Origin of the sequence: Labedaea rhizosphaerae (genome assembly GCF_004362825.1) — a bacterium.
In the GTDB taxonomy this organism is placed as follows: domain Bacteria; phylum Actinomycetota; class Actinomycetes; order Mycobacteriales; family Pseudonocardiaceae; genus Labedaea; species Labedaea rhizosphaerae.
This window is the reverse complement of the sequence record NZ_SNXZ01000017.1, coordinates 1-21884: the sequence shown is the minus strand read 5'-3', so window position 1 is coordinate 21884 and position 21884 is coordinate 1. Positions and strand designations below refer to the sequence as shown.

At 71.6% G+C, this 21884-nt stretch carries 23 protein-coding genes; 15 read left to right on the top strand and 8 right to left on the bottom strand.

What is annotated here, in order from left to right:
- Positions 1 to 90: 90 nt before the first annotated feature.
- Complete coding sequence (locus tag EV186_RS40655; protein ID WP_133854518.1) at positions 91 to 933, bottom strand: SDR family oxidoreductase; 843 nt, start codon at positions 931 to 933, stop codon at positions 91 to 93.
- 126 nt (positions 934 to 1059) lie between these two features.
- On the opposite strand from EV186_RS40655, the gene EV186_RS38570 reads away from it, so the two are divergent.
- The 3 genes from EV186_RS38570 to EV186_RS38560 all read left to right on the top strand — a co-directional run bounded on the left by EV186_RS38570 (position 1060) and on the right by EV186_RS38560 (position 4273).
- Positions 1060 to 1716 (top strand): response regulator transcription factor, encoded by a 657-nt coding sequence (locus tag EV186_RS38570; protein WP_481808317.1) that lies wholly within the window; start codon positions 1060 to 1062, stop codon positions 1714 to 1716.
- Entirely contained in the window at positions 1713 to 2738 is a 1026-nt protein-coding gene (locus tag EV186_RS38565; RefSeq protein WP_133854516.1) for a HAMP domain-containing sensor histidine kinase, read from the top strand. The genes EV186_RS38570 and EV186_RS38565 overlap by 4 nt, the downstream gene beginning before the upstream one ends.
- A gap of 68 nt (positions 2739 to 2806) precedes the next feature.
- Complete coding sequence (locus EV186_RS38560; RefSeq protein WP_133854515.1) at positions 2807 to 4273, top strand: DUF4153 domain-containing protein; 1467 nt, start codon at positions 2807 to 2809, stop codon at positions 4271 to 4273.
- Here EV186_RS38560 and EV186_RS38555 read toward each other — a convergent pair.
- Positions 4260 to 4976, bottom strand: coding sequence for a transporter substrate-binding domain-containing protein (locus tag EV186_RS38555; protein ID WP_133854514.1), 717 nt, complete (start codon positions 4974 to 4976; stop codon positions 4260 to 4262). The two genes, EV186_RS38560 and EV186_RS38555, sit on opposite strands and share 14 nt — an antisense overlap.
- A 56-nt stretch (positions 4977 to 5032) precedes the next feature.
- Between EV186_RS38555 and EV186_RS38550 the strand changes: the two genes are divergently transcribed.
- Positions 5033 to 5917 carry an alpha/beta fold hydrolase gene (locus EV186_RS38550; RefSeq protein WP_133854513.1) on the top strand — a complete coding sequence of 295 codons (885 nt, stop codon included), beginning with the start codon at positions 5033 to 5035 and terminating at the stop codon, positions 5915 to 5917.
- A gap of 42 nt (positions 5918 to 5959) precedes the next feature.
- Here the strand turns inward: EV186_RS38550 and EV186_RS38545 are convergent, their stop codons facing one another.
- Positions 5960 to 6631, bottom strand: a complete 672-nt coding sequence (locus EV186_RS38545; protein ID WP_133854512.1) for a hypothetical protein — start codon at positions 6629 to 6631, stop codon at positions 5960 to 5962.
- 138 nt (positions 6632 to 6769) lie between these two features.
- Here EV186_RS38545 and EV186_RS38540 point away from each other — a divergent pair, with 138 nt between their 5' ends.
- A complete protein-coding gene (locus EV186_RS38540; protein ID WP_166659537.1) occupies positions 6770 to 7354 on the top strand; it encodes a TetR/AcrR family transcriptional regulator in 585 nt (194 codons plus the stop codon).
- Between the two features lie 22 nt (positions 7355 to 7376).
- On the opposite strand, the gene EV186_RS38535 is transcribed toward EV186_RS38540, so the two are convergent.
- On the bottom strand, positions 7377 to 8117 hold the full coding sequence (locus tag EV186_RS38535; RefSeq protein ID WP_133854510.1) for a maleylpyruvate isomerase family mycothiol-dependent enzyme: 741 nt from the start codon (positions 8115 to 8117) through the stop codon (positions 7377 to 7379).
- A gap of 41 nt (positions 8118 to 8158) precedes the next feature.
- Between EV186_RS38535 and EV186_RS38530 the strand changes: the two genes are divergently transcribed.
- Positions 8159 to 9052: a MerR family transcriptional regulator gene (locus EV186_RS38530; RefSeq protein WP_243754549.1), complete on the top strand. Its 894-nt coding sequence runs from the start codon at positions 8159 to 8161 to the stop codon at positions 9050 to 9052.
- A 62-nt stretch (positions 9053 to 9114) separates the two neighbouring features.
- Complete coding sequence (locus tag EV186_RS38525) at positions 9115 to 10356, top strand: MFS transporter (RefSeq protein WP_133854509.1); 1242 nt, start codon at positions 9115 to 9117, stop codon at positions 10354 to 10356.
- Positions 10357 to 10369: 13 nt separating this feature from the next.
- Here the strand turns inward: EV186_RS38525 and EV186_RS38520 are convergent, their stop codons facing one another.
- Positions 10370 to 11170 carry an alpha/beta fold hydrolase gene (locus EV186_RS38520; RefSeq protein ID WP_133854508.1) on the bottom strand — a complete coding sequence of 267 codons (801 nt, stop codon included), beginning with the start codon at positions 11168 to 11170 and terminating at the stop codon, positions 10370 to 10372.
- A 61-nt stretch (positions 11171 to 11231) separates the two neighbouring features.
- On the opposite strand from EV186_RS38520, the gene EV186_RS38515 reads away from it, so the two are divergent.
- From EV186_RS38515 to cutA, 6 genes are all read left to right on the top strand, one after another.
- Positions 11232 to 12053, top strand: a complete 822-nt coding sequence (locus tag EV186_RS38515) for an AraC family transcriptional regulator (protein WP_243754548.1) — start codon at positions 11232 to 11234, stop codon at positions 12051 to 12053.
- Positions 12054 to 12158: 105 nt separating this feature from the next.
- Positions 12159 to 12905 (top strand): dienelactone hydrolase family protein, encoded by a 747-nt coding sequence (locus EV186_RS38510; RefSeq protein WP_133854507.1) that lies wholly within the window; start codon positions 12159 to 12161, stop codon positions 12903 to 12905.
- Positions 12902 to 13465 (top strand): ester cyclase, encoded by a 564-nt coding sequence (locus EV186_RS38505; protein WP_133854506.1) that lies wholly within the window; start codon positions 12902 to 12904, stop codon positions 13463 to 13465. Before EV186_RS38510 ends, EV186_RS38505 begins: the two co-directional genes overlap by 4 nt.
- Positions 13466 to 13475: 10 nt before the next feature.
- Complete coding sequence (locus tag EV186_RS38500) at positions 13476 to 14468, top strand: GNAT family N-acetyltransferase (protein ID WP_166659536.1); 993 nt, start codon at positions 13476 to 13478, stop codon at positions 14466 to 14468.
- 44 nt (positions 14469 to 14512) lie between these two features.
- Positions 14513 to 15979, top strand: a complete 1467-nt coding sequence (locus tag EV186_RS38495) for an aldehyde dehydrogenase (RefSeq protein WP_133854504.1) — start codon at positions 14513 to 14515, stop codon at positions 15977 to 15979.
- A 29-nt stretch (positions 15980 to 16008) separates the two neighbouring features.
- Positions 16009 to 16314 (top strand): divalent cation tolerance protein CutA, encoded by a 306-nt coding sequence (gene cutA / locus EV186_RS38490; protein ID WP_133854503.1) that lies wholly within the window; start codon positions 16009 to 16011, stop codon positions 16312 to 16314.
- 9 nt (positions 16315 to 16323) lie between these two features.
- Here cutA and EV186_RS38485 read toward each other — a convergent pair whose 3' ends face one another.
- Positions 16324 to 17271, bottom strand: coding sequence for an EamA family transporter (locus tag EV186_RS38485; protein ID WP_133854502.1), 948 nt, complete (start codon positions 17269 to 17271; stop codon positions 16324 to 16326).
- Between the two features lie 41 nt (positions 17272 to 17312).
- On the opposite strand from EV186_RS38485, the gene EV186_RS38480 reads away from it, so the two are divergent.
- The gene (locus EV186_RS38480) at positions 17313 to 17798 is read left to right on the top strand and encodes a MarR family winged helix-turn-helix transcriptional regulator (RefSeq protein ID WP_133854501.1); all 486 of its coding nucleotides are present in this window, start codon (positions 17313 to 17315) and stop codon (positions 17796 to 17798) included.
- A gap of 235 nt (positions 17799 to 18033) precedes the next feature.
- Here the strand turns inward: EV186_RS38480 and EV186_RS38475 are convergent, their stop codons facing one another.
- Both EV186_RS38475 and EV186_RS38470 read right to left on the bottom strand, forming a co-directional pair.
- A complete protein-coding gene (locus EV186_RS38475) occupies positions 18034 to 19824 on the bottom strand; it encodes an alpha/beta hydrolase family protein (RefSeq protein ID WP_133854500.1) in 1791 nt (596 codons plus the stop codon).
- On the bottom strand, positions 19821 to 21164 hold the full coding sequence (locus tag EV186_RS38470) for a M20/M25/M40 family metallo-hydrolase (RefSeq protein WP_133854499.1): 1344 nt from the start codon (positions 21162 to 21164) through the stop codon (positions 19821 to 19823). Before EV186_RS38470 ends, EV186_RS38475 begins: the two co-directional genes overlap by 4 nt.
- 92 nt (positions 21165 to 21256) lie before the next feature.
- Between EV186_RS38470 and EV186_RS38465 the strand changes: the two genes are divergently transcribed.
- The gene (locus EV186_RS38465; protein WP_133854498.1) at positions 21257 to 21796 is read left to right on the top strand and encodes an ArsR/SmtB family transcription factor; all 540 of its coding nucleotides are present in this window, start codon (positions 21257 to 21259) and stop codon (positions 21794 to 21796) included.
- The last annotated feature ends 88 nt before the right edge of the window (positions 21797 to 21884 follow it).

The window sequence follows — 21884 nt, the reverse complement described above, 5'->3', positions numbered from 1 at the left end:
CACAACCGGCACCCTCTACGACGAGGCGACCGCCTGGTCGCATCACGCCGAGAACGTTGCGGCTTGACATTTCAGCTCCTGGGATGTCTCTCAGGTCGTGGGCGCGAAGTCCGTGCCGCGCGCGACTTCGGCCCACTGCTCCAGCAGTGCGAGGTTGGTGCGGTAGCTGGTGCCGATCTGCTCGACCGCCTCGGCGCCGAGCGGCAGCCGCAGCGGGACGGCATCGGAGTGGACGAGGTCGGCGATCACGGTGGCCGCCGCGTCCGGGTCCCCTTCCTGCACTCCGTCGGCCGTGGCCATCCTGGCCCGCACCTCGGCGAGGACGTCCCGGTAGACCTCGCTGACCTCGGCGAACGCGAGCACGCCGGCCTCGTTGAACGCCGTGCGGAACCGCGACGGCTCCACGATCATGACCCGCACCCCGAACGGCGCGACCTCCCCGGCCAGCGCCTCCGACCAGCCTTCCAGCGCGAACTTCGCGCACGTGTACGCGCCGACCCCGGGGAACGAGCGCCGCCCGCCCTGGCTGCTCATCTGCACGATGGTCCCGCCGCCCTGGCGGCGCATGATCGGCAACACGGCCTGGGTGAGCGCCACGGGCACGAACAGGTGCAGCTCCATCGACTCGCGCAGTTCGGCCTCGGTGACCTCTTCGGCGGCCCCGACGTAGCCGCGTCCGGCGTTGTTGACCAGCACGTCGATCCGGCCGAACCGGTCGGTCGCGGCTGAGACGACCGCGGCCACGCCGTCGACCGAGGTCGCGTCGAACCGCACGACTTCCAGCTGGTCCGGGTACTTGCCGGTGAGGTCGGCCATGGCCTCCGGGCGGCGGACGGCGGCGACGACCGAATCGCCGCGGGACAGGGCGTCCTCGGCCATCGAGCGGCCGAAACCGCGGGTCGCGCCGGTGATGATCCAGGTCAGTTCGTTCATGGCGGCGAAGCTAGGCGTTCGAGCGCGCTCGAACGCAAGCCCGGCCGTTCTGCACAGAACGTTCACAACGGCCGCCGCGGTTCTGCACGTCCGATCTTTAGAGTCGTCGGTATGACGAGACGGCGGGTGCTGGTGGTCGAGGACGAGCTGACCATCGCCGAGTCGGTGGCGGCCCGGCTGCGGGCCGAGGGTTTCGACGTCGAGCTGGCCCACGACGGGCCGGGCGGGGTCGCCGCGGCGCTGGCCGATCCGCCCGACGTGGTGGTGCTCGACGTGATGCTGCCGGGCTTCGACGGCCTGGAGGTGTGCCGGCGCATCCACGCGGTGCAGCCCATTCCGGTCCTGATGCTCACCGCCCGCGACGACGAGGCCGACGTGCTGACCGGCCTCGCGGTCGGCGCCGACGACTACCTGACCAAGCCGTTCTCGATCCGTGAGCTGGCCGCGCGGGTGCACGTGTTGTTGCGCCGGGTGGAGCGCGCCGGTGCTCGCAACGCGCTGGTGCTCGGCGAACTCGAGATCGACGAGGCCGAACACCGGGTCCGCCGCTCGGGGACCGAGGCGCACCTGACCCGGACCGAGTTCGAGTTGTTGCTGCACCTGGCCAAGCGGCCGCGCACGGTGCTGGGCCGCGACCGGCTGCTCGCCGAGGTGTGGGGCTGGCCGGACGGCGCGAGCACCCGGACCGTCGACAGCCACGTGAAAGCGTTGCGGCGCAAGCTCGGCGCGGACCTGATCCGGACCGTGCACGGCGTCGGCTACGCGCTGGAGGTGCCCAGGTGAGCACGCGCGCGTTGCTCGACGCCATCCCGCGCCCGCTGGACCCGATCCGCTCGATCAAGGTCAAGCTCGGCCTCGTCGTGGTCGCCGGTTGCGCGGTCGCGGTGCTGTTCTTCTGGTGGCGCATCGGCTGGCTGCCCCCGCAGACGGCGACGGTCGCGGTCGGTCTCGGATTGGTCGCCTCGCAGTTGCTGGCCCACGGCATGACCCGGCCGCTGCGCGAGATGACCGCGGCCGCGCGGGCGATGGCCCACGGCGACTACACCCGCCGGGTGCGGGCCACGGCCCGCGACGAGGTGGGGGAGCTCGCCACGGCGTTCAACCAGATGGCCGCCGACCTCGACGCGGCCGACCGGCAACGGCGGGAGTTGATCGCCAACGTGTCGCACGAGCTGCGCACGCCGATCACGGCGTTGCGAGCGGTGCTGGAGAACGTGGTCGACGGCGTGACCCAGCCCGACGACGCCACGCTGCGCACCGCGCTGGCCCAGGCACAACGACTCGGTGGACTGGTCGGCGAACTGCTCGATCTGTCCAGAGTGGACGCCGGGGTGGCGCCGCTGTCCAAGCGCCGGTTCGCCTTGGCACCGATGCTCGACGACGCCGTCGCCGAGGCGGAGATGCGCGCGGTCGCCGCGGGGTCGGCCGCGCGCTTCGCCACGGACGTGCCCGCGAACCTGCACGTCGTCGCCGATCGCGGGCGGCTGCACCAGGTCGTGGCCAACCTGCTGGACAACGCCGTGCGGCACGGCCCGCCCGGCGGTGAGGTGCGGGTCAGCGCGGCCGTCCACGGCGACCGGCTGACCATCGAGGTGACCGACGAGGGCGCGGGCATCGCGCCGGATCAGCGTCGCCTCGTCTTCCAGCGGTTCACACGCGGCGAGCGGGTCGAGGGCGGCGGCACCGGACTCGGCCTCGCGATCGCGCGCTGGGCCGTCGAACTGCACGGCGGCACCATCGCCGTCGTGGACCCGCGCGCCGGCACCGGTGGCTGCCGCATCCGCGTCACCCTGCCCACCACCTGATCACCCTTCCCACCCAGTACGCCCCCTCCGGTGCACCCGATGACGCCTGCCCTCAGGAGAGAGTCTCAATGACCTACTCACCCATGGCGCCTGCCGTGCTCGACCGCCGGCCTCGGCCCCCGCTGGTCAGCTGGGCTGAGCCGGCCTGGACGGCGCCGCACATCTCGTTGCCCGTCACGCTTCTTGCCGGCTTGCTCGCCGCGTGCACGGTGCCGACGGACCGCCCGGGCCTCGGCTGGCTGGTCGCCGGGCTGGTGGTCGCGGGCGCGATCCGGGTGGTGACCCGGCACCGGCCGACCGCCAGGCCCGGCGCGGTGTCCCGGATCCGGTGGGGGATAGTCACTTTCGCGCTGCTGACGGTGCCCGTGCTGCGCGCGGCGCCCTGGCTTTCCGTGCTGTGCCTCGCCACGGCCGTGGCGACGGGCTCGCTCGCGGTCGCGGGTGGTCGGTCGTTGCGGGCCACCCTCGCGGGCATGGTCGCCGTGCCGGTCGGGGCGCTGCTCGGGCTGCCGTGGCTGTGGGCGTCACGGCGGCGCAGTGCCACGGCGGAGCGAACCTTCGTGGCCGTGGTCGCCAGTTTCGCGGTGCTGCTGGTGTTCGGCGCGCTGCTGGCCGGCGGCGACGCCGCCTTCTCGGTGGCGATCGCGGCCGTCATGCCCCGCTTCAGCGTCGCTGGGATCCAGTCGGGTGTCCTGATCTTCGTGGCCGCCGTGCTGCTGGTCGTGGGTGGTTGCTACACGGCCGCGGCCCGGCCGCAGGTGCGGGAACGGGATGAACGCAAGACCGTGCGGGCGCTGGAGTGGGCGCTGCCGGTGGGTGCGCTGACGTTGCTCTACGGCGGATACGTCGCCGTGCAGGTCGCAGTGCTTTTCGGTGGTCGCGACTACGTGTTGCGCACCAGTGGGCTGACCGCGGCGCAGTACGCGCGGTCCGGCTTCTGGTGGCTGGCCATCGCGACCGCGCTGACCCTGGTGGTGCTCGGGATCGCGGCTCGGCTGTCCGCTGTGGACAGTGTGCTCGACCGCGTGCGCCGCCGGTTGCTGCTCGGGCCGCTCGCCGTGCTGACGCTGGTGATCGTCGCGTCCGCGCTGTCCCGAATGTGGGCCTACCAAGAGGCGTACGGGTTCACCGTGCTGCGCCTGCTCGTCGAGGTCTGCGAGCTGTGGATCGGCGTGGTGTACGTGTTGGTGCTCATCGCCGGGCTGGGCCGCGGCCGGGCGAAGTGGTTGCCGTACACGGTGATCGCGTCGGCCGTGGCCGGGTTGCTGGCGATCGCCGCGCTGGACCCGGAGCGGTTCGTCGCCGAGCGGGACGTGGCCCGCTACGCCGAGACCGGCAAGATCGACACGGCCTACCTCGCGAGCCTGTCCGCCGACGCCACCCCTGCACTGGCCGCGCTGCCCGCCTCGGTCCGCGACTGCACGCTTGCCCTTCAGGCGCGGCACCTGCGCCTCGACGACGGCGCCCTGGACTGGAACCTCGGCCGCAGCCGGGCCGCGAGCTACCGGATGCCGACGGGGTTCACGTGCGGCTGAGCGGCGCGACCGCCGCCGCGCCCTGGCCGGACCGCTCGAGCGCCTGGGCGACGAACCCGGACGCCTTGAGCTCCTCGACGGCTTCGCGCAGGAAGCCGACCGTCTCGGGCGCGCGGGTCCTGGTCGTGCCGACCGCCTGCCGGATCTCCATGAACCGCCCGTCGAGCATGCGGTACCCCGGCGTGGCGGCCACGAACTCGGCCATCGGCTGGCGCACGCCCGCCGCCGCGTCCAGGCCCTGCCGCCGGAACTCGTCCACGCCGCTCTCGCCGCGGACCAGCTCGGCGTGCCGCAGCGTCCGGGTCAGGAACAGGTCGTACGCCGAGCCGCGGTTCACCCCGATCCGCACGCCGTCGGCGTCCACGGCGGCGTTCTCGGTCAGCGCGGAGTCGGCGGGCACCACGTACACGCCCTCGATCAGCACGTACGGCGCGGTGAACGCGACGGCTTGCTCGCGGGCCGGCTCGATGGCCAGGAAGCACAGATCGGCGGCGCCGCCCGCCATCGCCTCGTAGGCCTTGCGTGCCGCGTCGAAGCAGACGAGCTCGACCGACAGACCCAGCCGCGATCCGAGTTCGCGGGCCAGATCCACGGTCACCCCGGCGGGCGCGTCCGGGCTGCCCTGCGCCAGGACCGGGTTGCCCAGGTTGATGGCGGCGCGCAGAACGCCGGTGGGCGCCAGGTCCTCGGCGATGCTCGTCATGCGCCCAGGCTAGTCAGGCATGATGGCCCGACCGGACTAGCTGTGAGGAGATCCGCATGCTGGGTGCGCCGTTTCGGTACCAGCGGGTCGAAGTGGACGGCGTCGGCATCAACGCGGCCGTGGCGGGGACGGGCCCGCCGCTGCTGCTGTTGCACGGGTACCCGCAGACCCACCTGATCTGGCGGCACGTCGCGCCCGTGCTCGCCGCGCACCACACGGTCGTCCTCACGGACTTGCGCGGCTACGGCGACAGCGACAAGCCGGCACCGGATCCCGGCGACGTGCGCTACTCGAAGCGGGCCATGGCGCGCGACCAGTTCGGCGTGATGCACGAACTGGGCTTCGACCGGTTCACCGTGATCGGGCACGACCGGGGCGCACGGGTCGCCCACCGGCTCGCGCTGGACCACGCCGACGCGGTGGCGGCGGTGGCCCTGCTGGACATCGTGCCGACGCGGCACCTGCTCAACCACGTCACCCGGGCCATGTCCCTGGGCTACTTCCACTGGTTCTTCCTCGCCGCGGGCGACATCCCGGAGCGATTGCTGGCGGGCAACATGGACTTCTGGGTGCGGGCGATGATCGAGCGGCTGCTCGCCCCGGGCACGACCATCGAGCCGGAGGTCATGGCGGACTACATCCGCTGCATGTCCAGCCCGGCGGCGATCGCCGCGACGACGGCGGACTACCGGGCCGCGACCACGACCGACCTCGCCGACGACGACGCCGGCATGGCCGCGGGGGCGAAGCTCCGGTGCCCGACGCTGGTGTTGTGGGGTGAGAAGTCGTTCGTGGGCCGCAACTACGCGCCGCTGGAGGTCTGGTCGGGCTACAGCGAGAACGTGCGGGGGACGGCGTTGCCGTGCGGTCACTTCCTGCCCGAGGAGGCGCCGTCGCCGACCGCCGGGCTGCTCTTGTCCTTTGTGGACGAGACATGGTGAGTGGCCGCGCCCGGACCCCCAGGCCCGGGCGCGGCCGACGGCTCAGCCGACCAGCGCGGGCTCGCGCAGCCGGGGTTCGGCGATCCGGCGGGCACGGGCGCCCCGCAGGATCGAGATATTGGTGGCCAGCAGCCAGATCATGAACAGCCCACCCATGGAAGCCGTTGTGCCCCAGCCATTGGCCGCGTAGAAGTTGGCCGGGTCGTTGCCGAAGTAGATCGACGGGACGAAGGCCAGGTTGATCGCGGCCAGCACGTAGGCGCTGCGGCTGGTCCACCGCTCGAGCGCGGCCGAGCGCGACACCGCGACGCCGAACGCGATCAGGAACAACGCCTCCACGAGCCGGGTCGTCGTGCCGTAGAGGATGTAGGTGCCGCTGACCGCGATGGTCGGGTCGATCGGGCCGGGCGCGGCGATGACGGCGCCGGTCTCCAGGCTGGTGGAGACGAATTCCAGCACCACCCAGATCAGCCCGGCGGCGCCGGCGAGCTGCGCGGGCAGGTCGCTGTCGAAGCCGCCGAGCAGCTTGCGCAGGCCGACCACGTAGACGGCGAGGCAGGTCAGCCCGACCAGGCCGAACAGGCTGCGGGTCAGCACGTTCAGGTCCGGTGGCGCTGCGGAGTAGACGAAGTAGAGCGGGATCTCGATCAACGTGAAGACGGCGGCCGCCAGTCCGGCCAGTCCCGTCAGCCGTCGCAGGCCGAGGTCGGTCATGGTTCTCCCCAGTGGTTGCTCAACGCGCAAGTAAATGAAACGATCGGAGCGTTAACATGACTGACGCTAGACCCTCGGTCGTCACTAATGCAATAGGAGTTTCGTTTGTCGCCTGAAACGTCCGCTTTGCCTGGTACCGTGCGTCCACGCGGGCGCACCGAACGGGTGCGGCAGGCCGTCACCGATGCGACCCGGACGCTGCTGCTGGAGCAGGGGTACCGGGAGTTGAGCGTCGAACGCGTGGCCGAGGTGGCGGGGGTTGCGAAGAGCACCGTCTACCGGCGCTGGCGGGACACCGCGGGGCTGTTGCTGGAGTTGATGACCGAGCTCAGCACGGGCGAGATCCCGTTGGTGGACACCGGATCCGTGGAGGAGGACCTGCTCTCGCTCGCGCGCGGCATCGCCCACGTCTACACCGAGACCAACGCCGGGCCGATGGTGCTTGCGCTGATCGCCGAGTCGGTGCAGAACGAACGCGTGGCCGACGGCCTGCGCGAGTTCTGGCACCACCGCAACGACCGCGCGGCCGAGTCGGTGCGCCGCGCGATCGAGCGCGGCGACCTGCCGGCGGACACCGACCCGGTCGAGGTGATCCGGATGCTCGGTGCGCCGTTCTACTACCGGATGCTGGTGACCCACGAGCCCCTCGACGACGACCTGGCACGCCGGGCGGCGGCTACCGCACTGGCCGCCGCTCGGGCCGGTGACCTGCGCAAACGGTGATGGTCGGAGCTGCTTGAGCCGGTTACGCCGCGGTGTTGGCGAGCCAGTGGTCGACCAGGTCGCGGTCGCCGGTGAGGGTGAGGGTGAGGGTGTCAGGGGACTGGCGCCGGGTCAGCACCAGCAGCAGGTCGGCCACGGGCCCGGCCAGGGTCGCGTCGGCGGGTTCGGTGGCGCGAGCCCAGTGGATGCCATCGGGCGAGCGGGTGATCAGCCAGCCGGGTCCGGCATCCGGGCGGACTTGGAGGGTTTGGCCGGTGCCACGCAACGCGATCAGGCCCGGCTTGAGCGTCGGGGTGATCGGATTCGACAGGATCTCCAGCCATTCGGTGATCGCGTCGGTGGCCAGGTCTGGTGCCACGGCGAAATCGGTGCCGGTGGCGAGGGCCGCGTCGGCGTGGTGGATCGTCGCGTCGTGGAGCATCCGGCGCAGCCAGAAGGTGGCCGGACCCGGACCGAAGAATGTCCACACCGGACCTTCGGCGGCCGACACCGCCTCGATGAGGTCGGTTGCCCCCGCGTGCAGCCAGCCGGACCAGTCGCCGGGGTCGCCCGGATCCGCGTCGAACGGGTCGGGCACCGGGCTCGGGCCGGAGCGGATGGTGCTCGCGGCCCAGCGCTGGGCTTGGCCGATGTGTCCGATGAGGACTTTCAGCGACCATTCGGGGCAGGTGGGCACCGCCGCGCCCGGATCGGCGCCGGCGACGGCCTTGGCCACTCCGTCGGTGTGCTCGTGCAGTCCCTCGGCGAGGCGTTCGACGTCCATGGCCGTACCGTAGGAACTCCACTCGGCTGGAGGTTCTACCGATGGTGACCGGGGACACACTGGGGATCGGCGACCTCGCGCGCCGCACCGGGGTGCCGGTGCGCACGATCCGCTTCTACTGCGACGAGGGCCTGCTCGAACCCGCGCGCAGCGTCGGCGGCCACCGGCGGTTCGACCCGGCCGAGGTCGACCGGCTGACCCTTCTCCGGCGGTTGCGTGGGCTCGGCCTGGGACTGCCCTTGATCGCCGACGTGCTCGACGGCGCGCGTTCCCTCGACGACGCGGTCGCCGCCCAGCGCGCCGCCCTCGACCGCGAAGTCGCCACGCTGGCGTGGCGGCGTTCGCTGCTGCATGCCGTCGAGCGGTCGCCCGATCGGCTGGAGGTGCTGGCGGCAGTGCAGGACGGGTTCGCCGCGCACGACGTGCTCGTCGACCTCTGGCAGCCCATGACCGCCGCGCCAATCCCGTCGGACACGGCGCGGATGTTCCTCGACATCAGCGCGCCGCCACCGCCGGAGCTGCCGACCCCGGCGCAGGTCGTCGCCTACGCCGAGCTGGTGCTGCTGGCCACCGACGCGACGTTCACCGCGCGGCTGCGGGAGAGCACGTTGGTCAACCACGACCGGATCGCCGACCTCGGGTCCCTGCACACGGCGGTGGCCGAGGCCTGCGAGCTGGCCGCGCCGCTGATCGCCGCCGGCACCCGACCGACGCCCGGCCCGGCCCTGGACCGCTTCGTCGCGGCCCACGCCACCGCGCTCGCCGCGCACGACAGCCCGCAGTTCCGTCGTGCGCTGAACAAGCGCACCGCCTTCGACCGGCACCCACGCATGCGCCGCTACTGGCACCTCGCGGGCGAACTCACCGCGAAACCCGTGGCACCCGGGATCGCCCACACGTGGCTACTCGATGCCTTGGACGGCTCGATCGGCTGACCACGTCCTGCCGTCTTAGGGTTGATGATCGACCCAGTTCCACGGGACGACGGGAAGCTTGCATGTCACGCACTCGCGCGGGCGTGGCCGGTCTTGTGCCACCCATCGGTCGCACGACGTGGCTGTTGCTCGCCCTGAACCTGTTGTCGTGCTTCGGTAGTGGCCTCACCAAGCCGTTCCTGATCGTCTACCTGCACGAGGCGCGGGGAATCGGGCTGGGCACCGCCGGGTTGCTGCTGAGCTCGATCGGCTTCGCCGGCGTGGTGGCGATGCCGCTGGCGGGCGTCCTCATCGATCGCATTGGCCCGGTCCGGGCGTTCGCCGCCGGACAGGTTCTCGGGGGAGTGGGCACGGCCTGGTTCGTGCTCGCCGCCACACCCGGGATGGCGCTGGTCGCCTGCCTGCTGCTGGGGGCGTCGGGTGGGATCACGACCAACGGGTTGTCCACCCTGCTCGCCGTGGTGGTGCCGGTGGAGCAGCGTGGTGCCGCGTTCGGCTTGGGCTACACCACGTACAACCTCGGCACCGGTGTCGGTGCGGTGGCGGCCGGGTTCGTGATCTCGTTCGGTTCGACCACCGCCTACACGACGGTGTTCCTTGTGGACGGTGCGTCGTTCTTGGTGTTCGCGGTGGCTCTGCTGGCACTGGAACGGCGCGTGCCGGCTCATCGTCGTGCGACCGGTCGTCACGACATCGGCTACCGCGTGGTTCTCGCTGATCGTGCGTTGCTGGCGGCGTTCCTGCTGAACACCTTGTTCTGGGCGGTGGCGTTGAGCCAGACCACGGTCGCATTCCCGGCGTGGGCCACCGGACCGGCCGGGGTGTCCACGGCGGTGGTGGGGGTCGCGTTCGCTGTCAACACGGCCGTGCTCGCGCTGAGCCAACTGCTCGTCATCAGGCGCAGCAAGGGATACCGGCGGACCAGCCTGGCCGCGGTCGCCGGTCTGCTGTTCGCGACGGCCTGGCTGCTGATGGTGCCCGCGACCGGTGGTGTCCTGCTGGTGTTCGCGATGGCGGTGTTCGCCCTCGGGGAGGCCGCGCTCGCTCCGACCCTGCCTGCCCTGATCAACGACCTGGCGGACGCCGATCTTCGCGGCCGCTACAACGCCGTGTTCAACCTGTCGTCCCAGGTCGGTCAGATCGTCGGCCCCGCCGTGGCCGGCTGGCTGCTCGGCGGCGGCAACGGCGTACTGCTGCTCGCGACGCTAGCTGGTACTTGCCTTGTCGCATCGGCGGCCTGTCTGGCGGCGCGCCGGGTGATCCCGCCCGGCGCCGACCGGACAGCCGACCAGGCCGCCGACTGATCCAGGATTCGATTCAGCCCGCCTGCCGGGCGTGTTTCGTGGCGAAGGCGAGCAGGAATTCGGCGGTGCGCGGCGGGTCTTCGAGGTTGGGGGAGTGGCCGAGGCCGGGCAGCATCTCCACGACCACCCCCGGGACGACCTTGTAGTCCGCCGCCGAGGATGGGCGCCAGCGCTGGTCTTCGGCACCGAAGAGCACCAGCAACGGCTTGCCTTGCAGCGCCAGGCGGGCCGGGAGCGGCTGCTCGTCCAGGTATGCGCGCAGGGCCTGCGAAGTGGCGCCGAAGACGGTGAAGTCGATGTCGCGGAACTGGTCGACGTAGTCCTTCGGGATCGCGAAGCCGGGGCGGAAGCCGTCGCGCATCGCCTCGCGGATCTCGTCGTCGGTGAGGTCGGCCCACGACGCCACCCGCAGCTGGACCTCCTTCGCGTAGTAGGACGCCATGTGCGGGCCGGTGTTGATGAGCGCGACCGCGGTCACGAGGTCCGGTCGTTGCTCGGTGAGGGCGGTGGCGACCAGCCCGCCGCTGGAGTGGCCGACGACGACGGCGTGCTCGATGCCCAACCGATCCAACACCGCGGCCACCCGGCGAGCCTGGTCCTCGACCGCGTAGCTGGCGCCCGTCGGCTTGGCCGAACGACCGCAGCCGAGCAGGTCGATCCGTACCACGCGGCGGGACTCGGTGAGCAGTGGGAGCAATGGCTCCCACGACCGGCCCGAAGCGGCGGTGCCGTGGATGAGCAGGAGGACAGGTGCGTCGCGGGGGCCGTCGTGGTCGAGGTGGAGGGCGCCGTCGTCGAGGGAGATGGTGGTCATGGGGGCACTGTCGCGCTCGGCGGGCCCGCGGGGCTTGGACAAATGTCCGTAGGCTGGTGGCGTGGAAACGGCGTTGTGGGACATCGCGTGCCCGCGGGCACCGTTCACCGTGCCGGGGGTCACCATGGCCGGGTTCCGCGACCGGGGTGTGACTCCGCCGGGTCTGCGCCTGATCCCGCACCCCGCCGTGACCCTGCTCCTGGTGTTCGACGGGGTGATCGCCGCCGAGGACGCGGCCGGGCGACGGCACGAGGGCAGCTTCGCCGTCGGGCCGGGGTTCGGTGAGGTGCTCCGGGCGGTGAAGGTGGACGCCATGGAATGCCTGCAAATCCGTCTGTCCCCTGTGGTCGCTTCGGCGGTCCTCGGCCCGGACACCGACCTGAACGCCGTCGTCGGGCTGGATGCCCTGTGGGGCCGGGAATCGGCGCGGTTGAGCGAACAGCTGGGTGCACAGCCGTCCTGGGCCGACCGCTTCGCGCTGGCCGACGCGTGGCTTGCGCGGCGGTGGGCGGCCGCGCGACGGGTGGACCCGGAGGTCGCTTGGACCTGGCGGCAGATCGCCGCCAGTCGTGGAACCGCGCGGATCGAGCACCTGGCCGGCGCACTCGGGTGGAGCCGCAAGCGGCTGTGGGCGCGCTTCCAAGGCCAGCTGGGCATGGCGCCCAAGCGGGCCGCGAAGCTGGTCCGCTTCGACCACGCGGTGCACCGCCTGGTCGCGGGCCAGGACGCCGCCGCGGTCGCGGCCGACGGCGGCTACACCGACCAGTCCCACCTGCACCGCGACGTCAAGGCGTTCACCGGCCTGACACCGGCGACCGTGGTCGACGAGCCGTTCCTCGCCATCGACGACATCGCCTGGGGCTGGCCGGGCCGACGTCGCTGAGTGGTCAGCAGTGACGGATCTTGTAGGCCAGTGCCGCATTTCGGCTGTTCTGCCGGCGGTGAACCCGGGCCCGACCGTGCTCGATGGTCACTACGGTCGAGTCTCATGAGGACGATTACGACGCGCACAGTCGAGTATCCGGCCGACGGTCTGACGATGATCGGGCACCTCGCGCTCCCGGCCGGTGTCGACCGCCGGCCCGCGGTGTTGGTCGGACCAGAGGGCATGGGGCTCAGCGACGTCGAGCGCCGCCGCGCCGATGCCCTGGCCGACTTGGGATACGTGGCGCTGGCCTTCGACCTCCACGGCGGGCGCTATTTGGGCGACCCGGAGGAGATGCTGGCCCGTTGCCTGCCGCTGCTCGCTGATCCCGACCGGATGCGGGGCATCGGCCATGCGGCGCTGGACGCGTTGCGCGCCGAACCGCGGACCGACCCCGACCGCATCGCCGCCATCGGTTACGGCACCGGGGGCGCCATCGGGCTGGAACTCGGGCGCGACGGTGTCGACCTGCGCGCGATCGGGACGGTGAACGCGGTGACCACGGGCCGGCCAGGCGAGGCGGCGCGCATCCGCTGCCCGGTGTGGGCCGGGGTCGGGTCGGAAGACCCGATCATGCCGCCCGCGCAACGAGACGCGTTCACCGCGGAGATGCAGGCCGCGGGCGTCGACTGGCGCCTCGTGGTCTACGGCGGCGCCTTGCACGCCTTCCACCACCCGCCGGTCGACCACCCCACCGTCCCCGGCGTCGGCTACCACCCACAGCACGCGCAGCGAGCCTGGCGCGATGTCGTCGACCTGCTTTCCGAGTGCCTGCCCGTGCCGGAGCCGACCACTAAGTTGGTTGGATGACCGAGTTCGACATCCCGGATCGTGCGATCCTCGCGGCACGCCAGAAAGTGGTCCTCGACCACTTCCGTGACGAGGTCGCCCAGGACTGGGACGCCACCTTGTCCACGTTCCCGCACCCGCACTACGAGCTGATCCCGACCATGACCGTGCACGACGGCGGGACGGACGTGCGCGGCTACTACCGCGACACCAGGGTCGCGTTCCCCGACCAGCACCACGAGCTGATCTCGTTGCGGCACAGCGGGGACGCGGTCGTCGTCGAGTTCTGGCTGCTGGGCACGCACCGCGGCCCGCTGGGCAAGCTGCCGCCGACCGGCTCGTCGTTCCGCGTGCGCATGACGGCGTTCTTCATCTTCGACGCGGACGAAACCCTGGTGTGCGAACGGGTCTACTTCGATTCGCTGTCGTTGCTCAAGCAGCTCATCGGTGGCGTGGACAAGAAGAACCCGAGGAACTGGCCGTTGCTGGTGAAGTTCGTCCGAGGCTTGCTCGCCGTGTCCGGGGAACCGCCGGATCGCCGCCTGCTCGACACCGCGGAGCCGAAACTGGCGTCGGGCTGACATGGAGATCGTGGAGTTCGACCCATTCACGGCAGCCGAGAAGGATCTCCGCGAGATTTTCGACGTGGCCTCGGCGGCGCACGCGGTGGATCTCCCCGACCTGCCGCCGGTGACCTTCGAGGCGGTGATCGGCGGCCTGCGCACCCCGCAGCCGAACCTGGCCCCGGCACGCCGGTGGTTCGCGCGCCGCGACGGGCGGATCGTGGCGCTCGCCAGCCTGTTCCTCCCACCCGCGGAGAACAGCGCCCTCAGCTTGGTCAAGCTGCTCGTCCACCCGGACGTTCGCCGCCACGGCGTCGGGACGGCGGTGTTCCACAGGATCTCCCCGGCCTTGCGGGACGAGGGCCGGACGGTGGTGGAGGCCTGGAACGTGCGCAAGGGCAGCCCGGGGGAGCGGTTCGGCAGCGCGCTCGGCTTCCGGGTGGTGTGCTCGACGCTCTTCCAAGTCTTGTCGCTCGACGGCCTCGGCCCGGTTCCGGATGTGCCGCCCGCCAAGGGATATCGCCTGCGGTCCTGGAGCCGGTCCGCGCCGGACGACCTCGTGGACTCCTACGCCTCGGCACGCCAGGCGATCGCCGATTCGCCGTTCGGGCAGTCGGCGTTCCGGTTCCCCGACTGGAACGCGCGTCGGGTCCGCGCGGACGAGGAAGATCGCCGTCGGACCAACATCGAGCAGCGGATCGTCGCCGCGGTGCACGAGGAATCCGGCGTCGTCGCGGGCTTCACGGAGCTGAACCTGCCCGCGCACCACCAGGACGTGGCCTTCCAGGGCGACACCGCCGTCCTCGCCGAGCACCGCGGCCACGGGCTCGGATACTGCCTGAAAACGAGCATGCTGCGCTGGCTGCGTGCCGAACACCCCGGCCACCAGCAGGTGTACACCTCGACGGCGTCGGCCAACGCGCACATGGCGGGCATCAACCACCGCCTCGGCTTCCGCGACTTCCAGGAAACGCTGGTGCTCGCCCAGGACGTCGCATTTTGCGACACCTCGCGAGCTTGACAGTGCCTAGAGTCGAAGCCACCTCGCGGTCGAAGGAGAGGGCGATGGAAGCGTTCAAGCTGTTCATCCACGGCAAGTCCGTGGACGCCCGCTCGGGCCGCACCTTCGAGTCGCAGAACCCGTACACCGGTCAGGCGTGGGCGACGCTGGCCGACGGCGGACCGGAGGACGTCGACGACGCGGTCGCGTCGGCACGCTCGGCCTTCGACGGGGACTGGGGAGCGCGCACCGGTTTCGAGCGGGCGGCGATCATGCGCAGGTGCGCCGAGGCGATCACCGCGAACGCCGAACGGCTGGCCCGGCTCGAGGTCAACGACTCCGGCAAGCTGCTGCGGGAGATGCTCGGACAGCTCACCGTGCTGCCGCAGTGGTTCCACTACTTCTCCGGCCTGGCCGACAAAATCGAGGGGCGCACGGTCCCGCCGGTCAACCCGAGCTACTTCGGCTACACGACCCGCGAGCCGGTCGGTGTCGTCGGCGCGATCACGCCGTGGAACTCGCCGCTGTTGTTGCTGACCTGGAAGCTCGCGCCCGCGCTGGCCGCGGGGTGCACGCTGGTCGCGAAGCCGTCGGAGCACGCGCCCGCGTCCACGGTCGCCTTCGCCGAGGTGCTGCACGAAGCCGGGCTCCCGGCCGGGGTCTTCAACGTCGTCACGGGCTGGGAACGCACGACCGGCGAGGCCCTGGCCAAGCACCCCGGCATCGACAAGGTGGCCTTCACGGGCTCCTCGGCGACGGGGGCGAAGGTCGCGCAGGCCGCCGTCGCCAACTTGACCCGCGTGTCGCTCGAACTCGGGGGCAAGAGCCCGCAGGTGGTCTTCCCGGACGCCGACCTCGACGCCGCCGCCAACGGCCTCGTGGCGGGCGTCTTCGCCGCGACCGGCCAGACGTGCATGGCCGGCTCGCGCCTGATCGTGCACGCGGACGTGCACGACGCGCTCGTCGAGAAGGTCGTGGCCCGCGCCGACGCGATCAGGCTCGGCGACCCGACCGACGAGGCCACCGAGATGGGACCGGTCGCCAACCAGCCGCAGTACGAGAAGGTGCTCGGCTACCTGCGGGGCGCGGCCGCCGAAGGGGCGACGTTCGCCTGCGGCGGCGAACCCGACGCCCAGCATGGCGGCCTGTTCGTCAAGCCCACGGTCGTCACGAACGTGACGCCGGCGAACACGATCGTCCGAGAGGAGGTCTTCGGTCCGGTGCTCGCCGTGTACCCGTTCCGCGACGAGGACGAGGCGCTGAAACTGGCCAACGACACCCCGTACGGCCTGGCCGGTGCCGTCTGGACCAAGGACGTGCACCGCGCCCACCGGGTCGCGGCCCGGCTGCGGGCCGGCACGGTGTGGATCAACGCCTACCGCGTGGTCGCCCCGAACATGCCGTTCGGCGGGTTCGGCGCCAGCGGGATGGGCCGCGAGAACGGGATCGACGCGCTGCACGAGTACACCGAGAACAAGTCGGTGTTCGTCGAGCTGACCGGTGGCACCCGGGACCCGTTCCAGCTCGGCTGACCGACCCGAACGTGACTAGCATCACAGTCATGGACTACGAACCCGTCGTCGTGACCTTCACGACGGACAGCAGGCAGTTGGCCGACGTGCTGGCGGCCGAGGTCGCCGAAACCGAGTTCACGTGCTGCGCGCACATCGAAGGCCCCATCCGGCGGGTGCACCGCTGGCACGGGCGCCAGCACGCCAGCGAGCAGTGGCGGATCGAGGTGGAGGCCACGGCCGAGCACTCGGGTGCCCTGGTGGAGCACATCACCAGCCACCACGGCCACGAAGTGCACGACCTGGTGGTCACCGAGAGCATCGCGCACCTCGCCGAGGCCGACGAGAGCGGCTGATTCGCGGGATCACGGTGCTTGCGGGGCGGCTTCCGCCGGTCCCGCGTCCTGACCTTGCCATCGCCCCGGCGGCGCAAGCTTTTCCCGACGCCGCAACGGAGGCAGGCCGCGAGATGCGCTGATCTGGCTGAGCAGCAGGCCGCCGAGGACGAGCGCGAGGCCGCCTATCTGGCGCAAGGTCAGCGACTCGCCGGCCAGCCCGGCGCCCAGCAGCACGCCGGTCACGGGGTTGAGCAGCCCGACGAGCCCGACCGTGCCCGCGGGGAGGTGGCGCAGACCAGTGAACCAGGCGACGAACGCCAGCGCGGTGGCCACCACGACCACGTAGCCGAACCCGAGCAGGTTCTTGGCGTCCAGAGCGGGCGGTGCACCCTCGACGGCGACGGCCACCGGCAGGAGAACGAGGCCACCGGCGAGCAGCTGCCAGGAGGTCGACGCGATCAGGTCGACGCCGCCGCCCCACCGTTTGGCGAGCACGTAGCCCAAGGACGACAGGGCCAGCGCGGCGACCGACGCCAACAGCCCGGCAGGATTCACCGTGGTCTGACCGGAAAGCATCATCAGACCGACCCCGACGATGCCGAGAACGGCGCCACCCAACGGAAGCAGCCGTGGCCGTTCCGAAGCCAGCGCCCACGCCATGAGCATGAGCGCGACCGGTGACAGCGCCATCACCACGGACGCGATGCTGGTGGGCAGCAGCTGGGCGGCCAGGTAGATCAGCGCGAAGAACGCGCCGACGTTCAACACGCCCAGGACCAGAGCCTTCCACCACCAGTCGCGCTTCGGCAGCTGCCTGCGGACGGCGAGCAGCAGCAGACCGGCGGGCACCGCGCGCAGGGCGCCGCCGTAGAGGGCGTGGCCGGCCGGCAGGAACTCGCGGGTGACGTAGTAGTTCGTGCCCCAGGCGATCGGGGCGATCGCGGTGATCAGTGTCCACCGCAGACCAGCTTCCATGGAAGCTACTATAGCTTCCTGGGAAGGTATATGGTGGGGCCATGGACCACGTGGCACGCATCCAGGCCGAATGGGCCCGCGAGCGGCCGGACCTCGATGTGGCGCCGCAGGGCGTGATCGGGCGGTTGCACCGGATCGGCACGCTGCTGACGGAGCAGTTGTGCCTGGTGTACAGCCGGTACGGGCTCAGCGAGGGCGAGTTCGACGTGCTGGCCGCGCTGCGCCGGGCCGGGCACCCGTACGAGCGGGCGCCGGGGGAGTTGGCGGCGTTCACCATGGTCACCACCGGCGGGATGACCAAGCGGATCGACCGGCTGGAGGCGGGCGGCCTCGTGACGCGGCGGCGCAGCGCCGGGGATGGCCGGGGCCGGGTGGTGGCGTTGACCCGGGCGGGCCGGGAATTGATCGATGCGGCGTTCACCGAGCACATGGCCAACGAGCGGCGGCTGCTCGATGCGTTGACCTCGGAGCAGGTCGGCGCGCTCGAGGGACTGTTGACCGCGTGGCTCGGGCGCTTGGAGTCATAGCGGCGGGGTATCTCGGCCGACAGTGATCGACTGGCGAAGCCGGCAAGACCAACCGCTCCAAACGACCGCCGCCCCGAGACCAAGCAAAGCATGGCCGCACTGGGTTCGGTTTTACACGGGGCACGGCGGCCGTACGCTGGTCCTTCGCGCTTGCCGGCCGCCGTGGGGTCCCCGTGTCAAACCGAACCCGCCCCTGAAATCCCGGACCACGGACCAAGCCGCACCAACCGAGTGATCACGCGTCGAGTCGTTTGGCCAGCCAGTCGCAGATCACGGTGGAGCTGTCCACGCCTTGCTCCGCCATGTTGTGCCCCGCACCGTCGATGCGGTGGTAGTCGACCTCCTTGCCGAGGCGGCGCAGTTCGGTGTGGAACGCGTCCACCGAGCCGATGTCGGCGCGGGTGTCGTTGGTGCCGTGGACAAGCAGCACCGGCGCGCGCACGGCATCCACATAGGACAGTGGGCTGGCCGCGGCGAGCCGGGCGTGGTCGGCCGCGTCGTCCGGGTCGCCGACCCAGTCGCGGGCCCGGCGTCGCCAGGTCGGCGGGAACGTCCGCACGTCGGCGACCAGGTCGGCCACCGCGCACTCGGCGGCCACGGCTCGCCAGTATTCCGGCAGCCGGGTCGCGCAGCTCAGCGACGCGAACCCGCCGTAGGACGCGCCATAGACCCCGATCCGGTCCGGGTCGATCCACGACACCGTGCCCAGGAACTCGGCCGCCGCTCGCAGGTCCACCAGGTCGCCGCCACCCCAGTCGCGGTAGACCTGCCGCTGGAACCGCAACCCGAACCCGGAGGAGCCGCGGATGTTGGGAGCCAGCACCGCCATGCCGGCGCCAACGAACTTGTCGACCATGTAGTCCGAGCTGGGCCGTGCTTGCGCTTCCGGGCCACCGTGCACGACGAGCACCGCCGGGAACGGTCCGTCGCCGGCGGGCCGGTAGAGCAGCCCGGACACGGTCGCCGGGGCGCCGAACCGGACGACCTCCGGGGGCGCGATCACCGGTTCCGGTTGCCGCCCAACGGGAGTGGCCGTGCCCTCGGGCAATCCCACCCGCCACAGCTGGGGTGGCATCCCAGGCCGGCCCAGCAGCACGACGGCTTCGCGGCCGGTCGCGTCGAGGCGGGGTGCGAACCCGAAGAGCCCGAGTTCCTCGGCCGCGACGCCGGGCGGCAGGCTCGTCACCTCGTGGGTCTCGCCGTCCGGCCCGCGGTGGCGCATCGCGCTGTAGCCGTCGTGGTTGACGAACCAGGCGAGCCTGCTGCCGTCGGCCGCGACCGCCGCGTAGTCGACGTCCCGGTCGGGGGCATCGAGCCAGTCCATCCGGCCGTCCGGGGTGAGCAGGGCGAGGCCGGTGAAGTCGCCGTCGCGGGTGGCGCAGAGGTAGATGCCCTCGGGCCGCCACGCCACCGGCTGGTACTTGCCGGGGCCGTCCCCGCCGACGAGCAGGCGAACCGCTCCGGTGTCCACATCGGATACATAAACCTGGTATTCGGTGTTCTGGTGCAGCCGGATGACCAGCAGCTGCCGCGAATCCGGGCTGAACACCGCCGGCAGGTAGCGGTCGGCGGGGACGTCCTCGCCCGCCCGCACGACGGTCCGCTCGGTGCCGGTGGTGAGGTCGCGCACGACCACGTCGAACACGTCGCTGACGCGGCCGTTGGTGGCGTAGGCCAGCAACCGCCCGTCCGGGCTGTACGGGCTGCTGCCCGCGGCATACGGGACACCGAGTTCGTGCCGCACGCCCGGCCGGACGCAAACCTCGTGCACCGCGCCGGTGTCGGGCTCGATCTCGTAGAGCTGGTTGTCCTCCCGCCCGTCCGGGTCGACGACCACCGCGAACCGGCTGCCGTCCGGGCGCCACACGCAGCGCTGCGCCGCGCCCTCGACCGGAAAACGCACGGCCGCTTCGGGATTGTCGAGCGGGAACACCCACGGCTGCGGCGTGCCCGACCCGTCACCGACCACGACGACGCGCCGCCCGTCCGGGCTGAGGTCGAAGCTGCCGATCCGGCCCGGCTTCACAACGCACCGCCGAGGGCCAGCTGCACGGCCGCGCAGCCGGTGATGCCGCGCAGGAAGCGGTCGAGCTCCATGTTCTCGTTGGGCGCGTGGTTGCGTTCGTCCACATTGGCCAGTGGGACGCCGTAGCAGGGGATGTCGAGCACCTCGCTGAACCCGGCGATCGGCAGGCTGCCGCCCAGCGCGGGCATCAGCAGCGGCTCCTCGCCGTGCCCCGCGGCCCAGCCGCGCAGGATCGCCGCGGTGTACGGCGTTTCGGGCAAGGTCCGCGACGGATCCATGGCCGCGCCGAAGGTCACCTCGATCGACGGGTCGTGCTTCCGCACATGCCGCTGGATTGCATCCCGCACCTGCTCGACCCGCTGCCCGCCCACCAGGCGCATGTCGCACTTGGCCACGGCGACGTTCGGGATGACCGTGCGGTGCTCACCGGCGTCCTCGCAGGTCAACGAGTTGATGGTGAAGGTCGGGCGGGTGAGGCGCTCGTAGTACGGCCGCGCGGCGGGCGGCTCCATCGCGTCGACGCCGATGCCGTGCAGGGCCGCCGCGACGTCGACCGGCAACGCGTGCAGGGCTTCGAGTTCGGCGCCGGTGAGCGGGTCGGCGGTGTCGACGCCCTCGATCAGGGTCGTGCCCTCGGCGTCGCGCATCGAGGCCAGCAACTGCACCAGCCGCCACGCCGGGTTGGGGGCGACGCCACCCCAGTTGCCCGAGTGCAGTGGCGCGTTGGCCCCGGTGGCGCGCAGTTGGAACGCGAGCACACCACGCACCCCGAGCACGACGGTCGCGCGCCCGGACTCGTGCACCGGCCCGTCGCTCCACACCGCCAGATCGGGCTTCGCGCCGGCGAAGCGCTGCTGGACCGCGGCGGGCAGGTTCGGGCTGCCGATCTCCTCCTCGCCGTCGAGCAGCACGGTGACCCGGCACGGCAGCGACCCGGTGACCTCGCGCAGCGCACGCAACCCGAGGAGCTGGGCGAGGTGCTGGCCCTTGTTGTCGCCGGTGCCGCGCCCGAACATCCGGCCGTCGCGCACCGTCGGCTCGAACGGCGGCGACGCCCACTCCTCCAGCGGGCCGGGTGGCTGCACGTCGTAGTGCCCGTAGATCAACACGTGCGGCGCGCCGGGCGGCCCGTCCGCGGTGCCGAACACCACGGGCCGACCGGGGTTGTCGGCGATCGACGGGGTGAGACCGCAGCTCTCGAGCAGGCCGGCGGCGTGCTCGGTCGCGGCCGGGAAGCCGGTCCCGTCGCTGCTCACGCTCGGCTGCCGGATCCAGTCCGCCCACAGATCCACCGCCTCGTCGCGGTGCGCGTCCACCCAGTCCGCCAGCTTGTCGAGCATGCCGTCCTCCAGTGATTTCAAAAAGTGCAATCGATCGCATCCGACCACATCCGCGCGCGCCGGTCAACGCCTCGCGGGCTACCCTCACCGCCATGCCGGCAGGGGAGCAGGTCGAACGCGAGGCGACGGTGGCGGACCTGAAGGCGCTGGCGCACCCGGTGCGCTGGCGCATCCTGCGGCTGTGCCTGGACGAGGCGCTGACCAACCAGCAACTCGCCACGCACCTGGGCTTGTCGCCGGCGACGACGCTGCGTCACGTGCGGGCCTTGCTGAAAGCGGACTTCCTGGCGGCCGAGCCGGTGCGTTCGGGCGCGAAGGGCGCGTTGGAGCGGCCGTACCGGGCGACCGGGCGCCAGTGGGGCCTCGCCGTCGCCGATCTGGCTGATCCCGAACTCGCGCAGCGGCTGGACCTCGCGGTGCTCGCCGCCCACCGCGACGAACTCCTGGCGGCCGGCCCGGACTCCGGCCGGGACCTCACCCGCGGCGTCCTGCGTCTCGGCCCGGCCGCGCAAGCTGAGCTCAGCAAGCGGCTGAAGGATCTGCTCGCCGAATTCGCCGACCGCGACGAGCCCGACGGCGAGCCGTTGAGCTACGTCTGGTCGCTGGTGGCCCGTCCGCCGCAAGGTCCCTAGTGCTCTGTCCATGAACGTTGGCCGGTTTGGTGACACGCCGGTCAGCGTTCGGGGTGGGTGATCGACTGGCGGTCAGGCTGGGTGGATG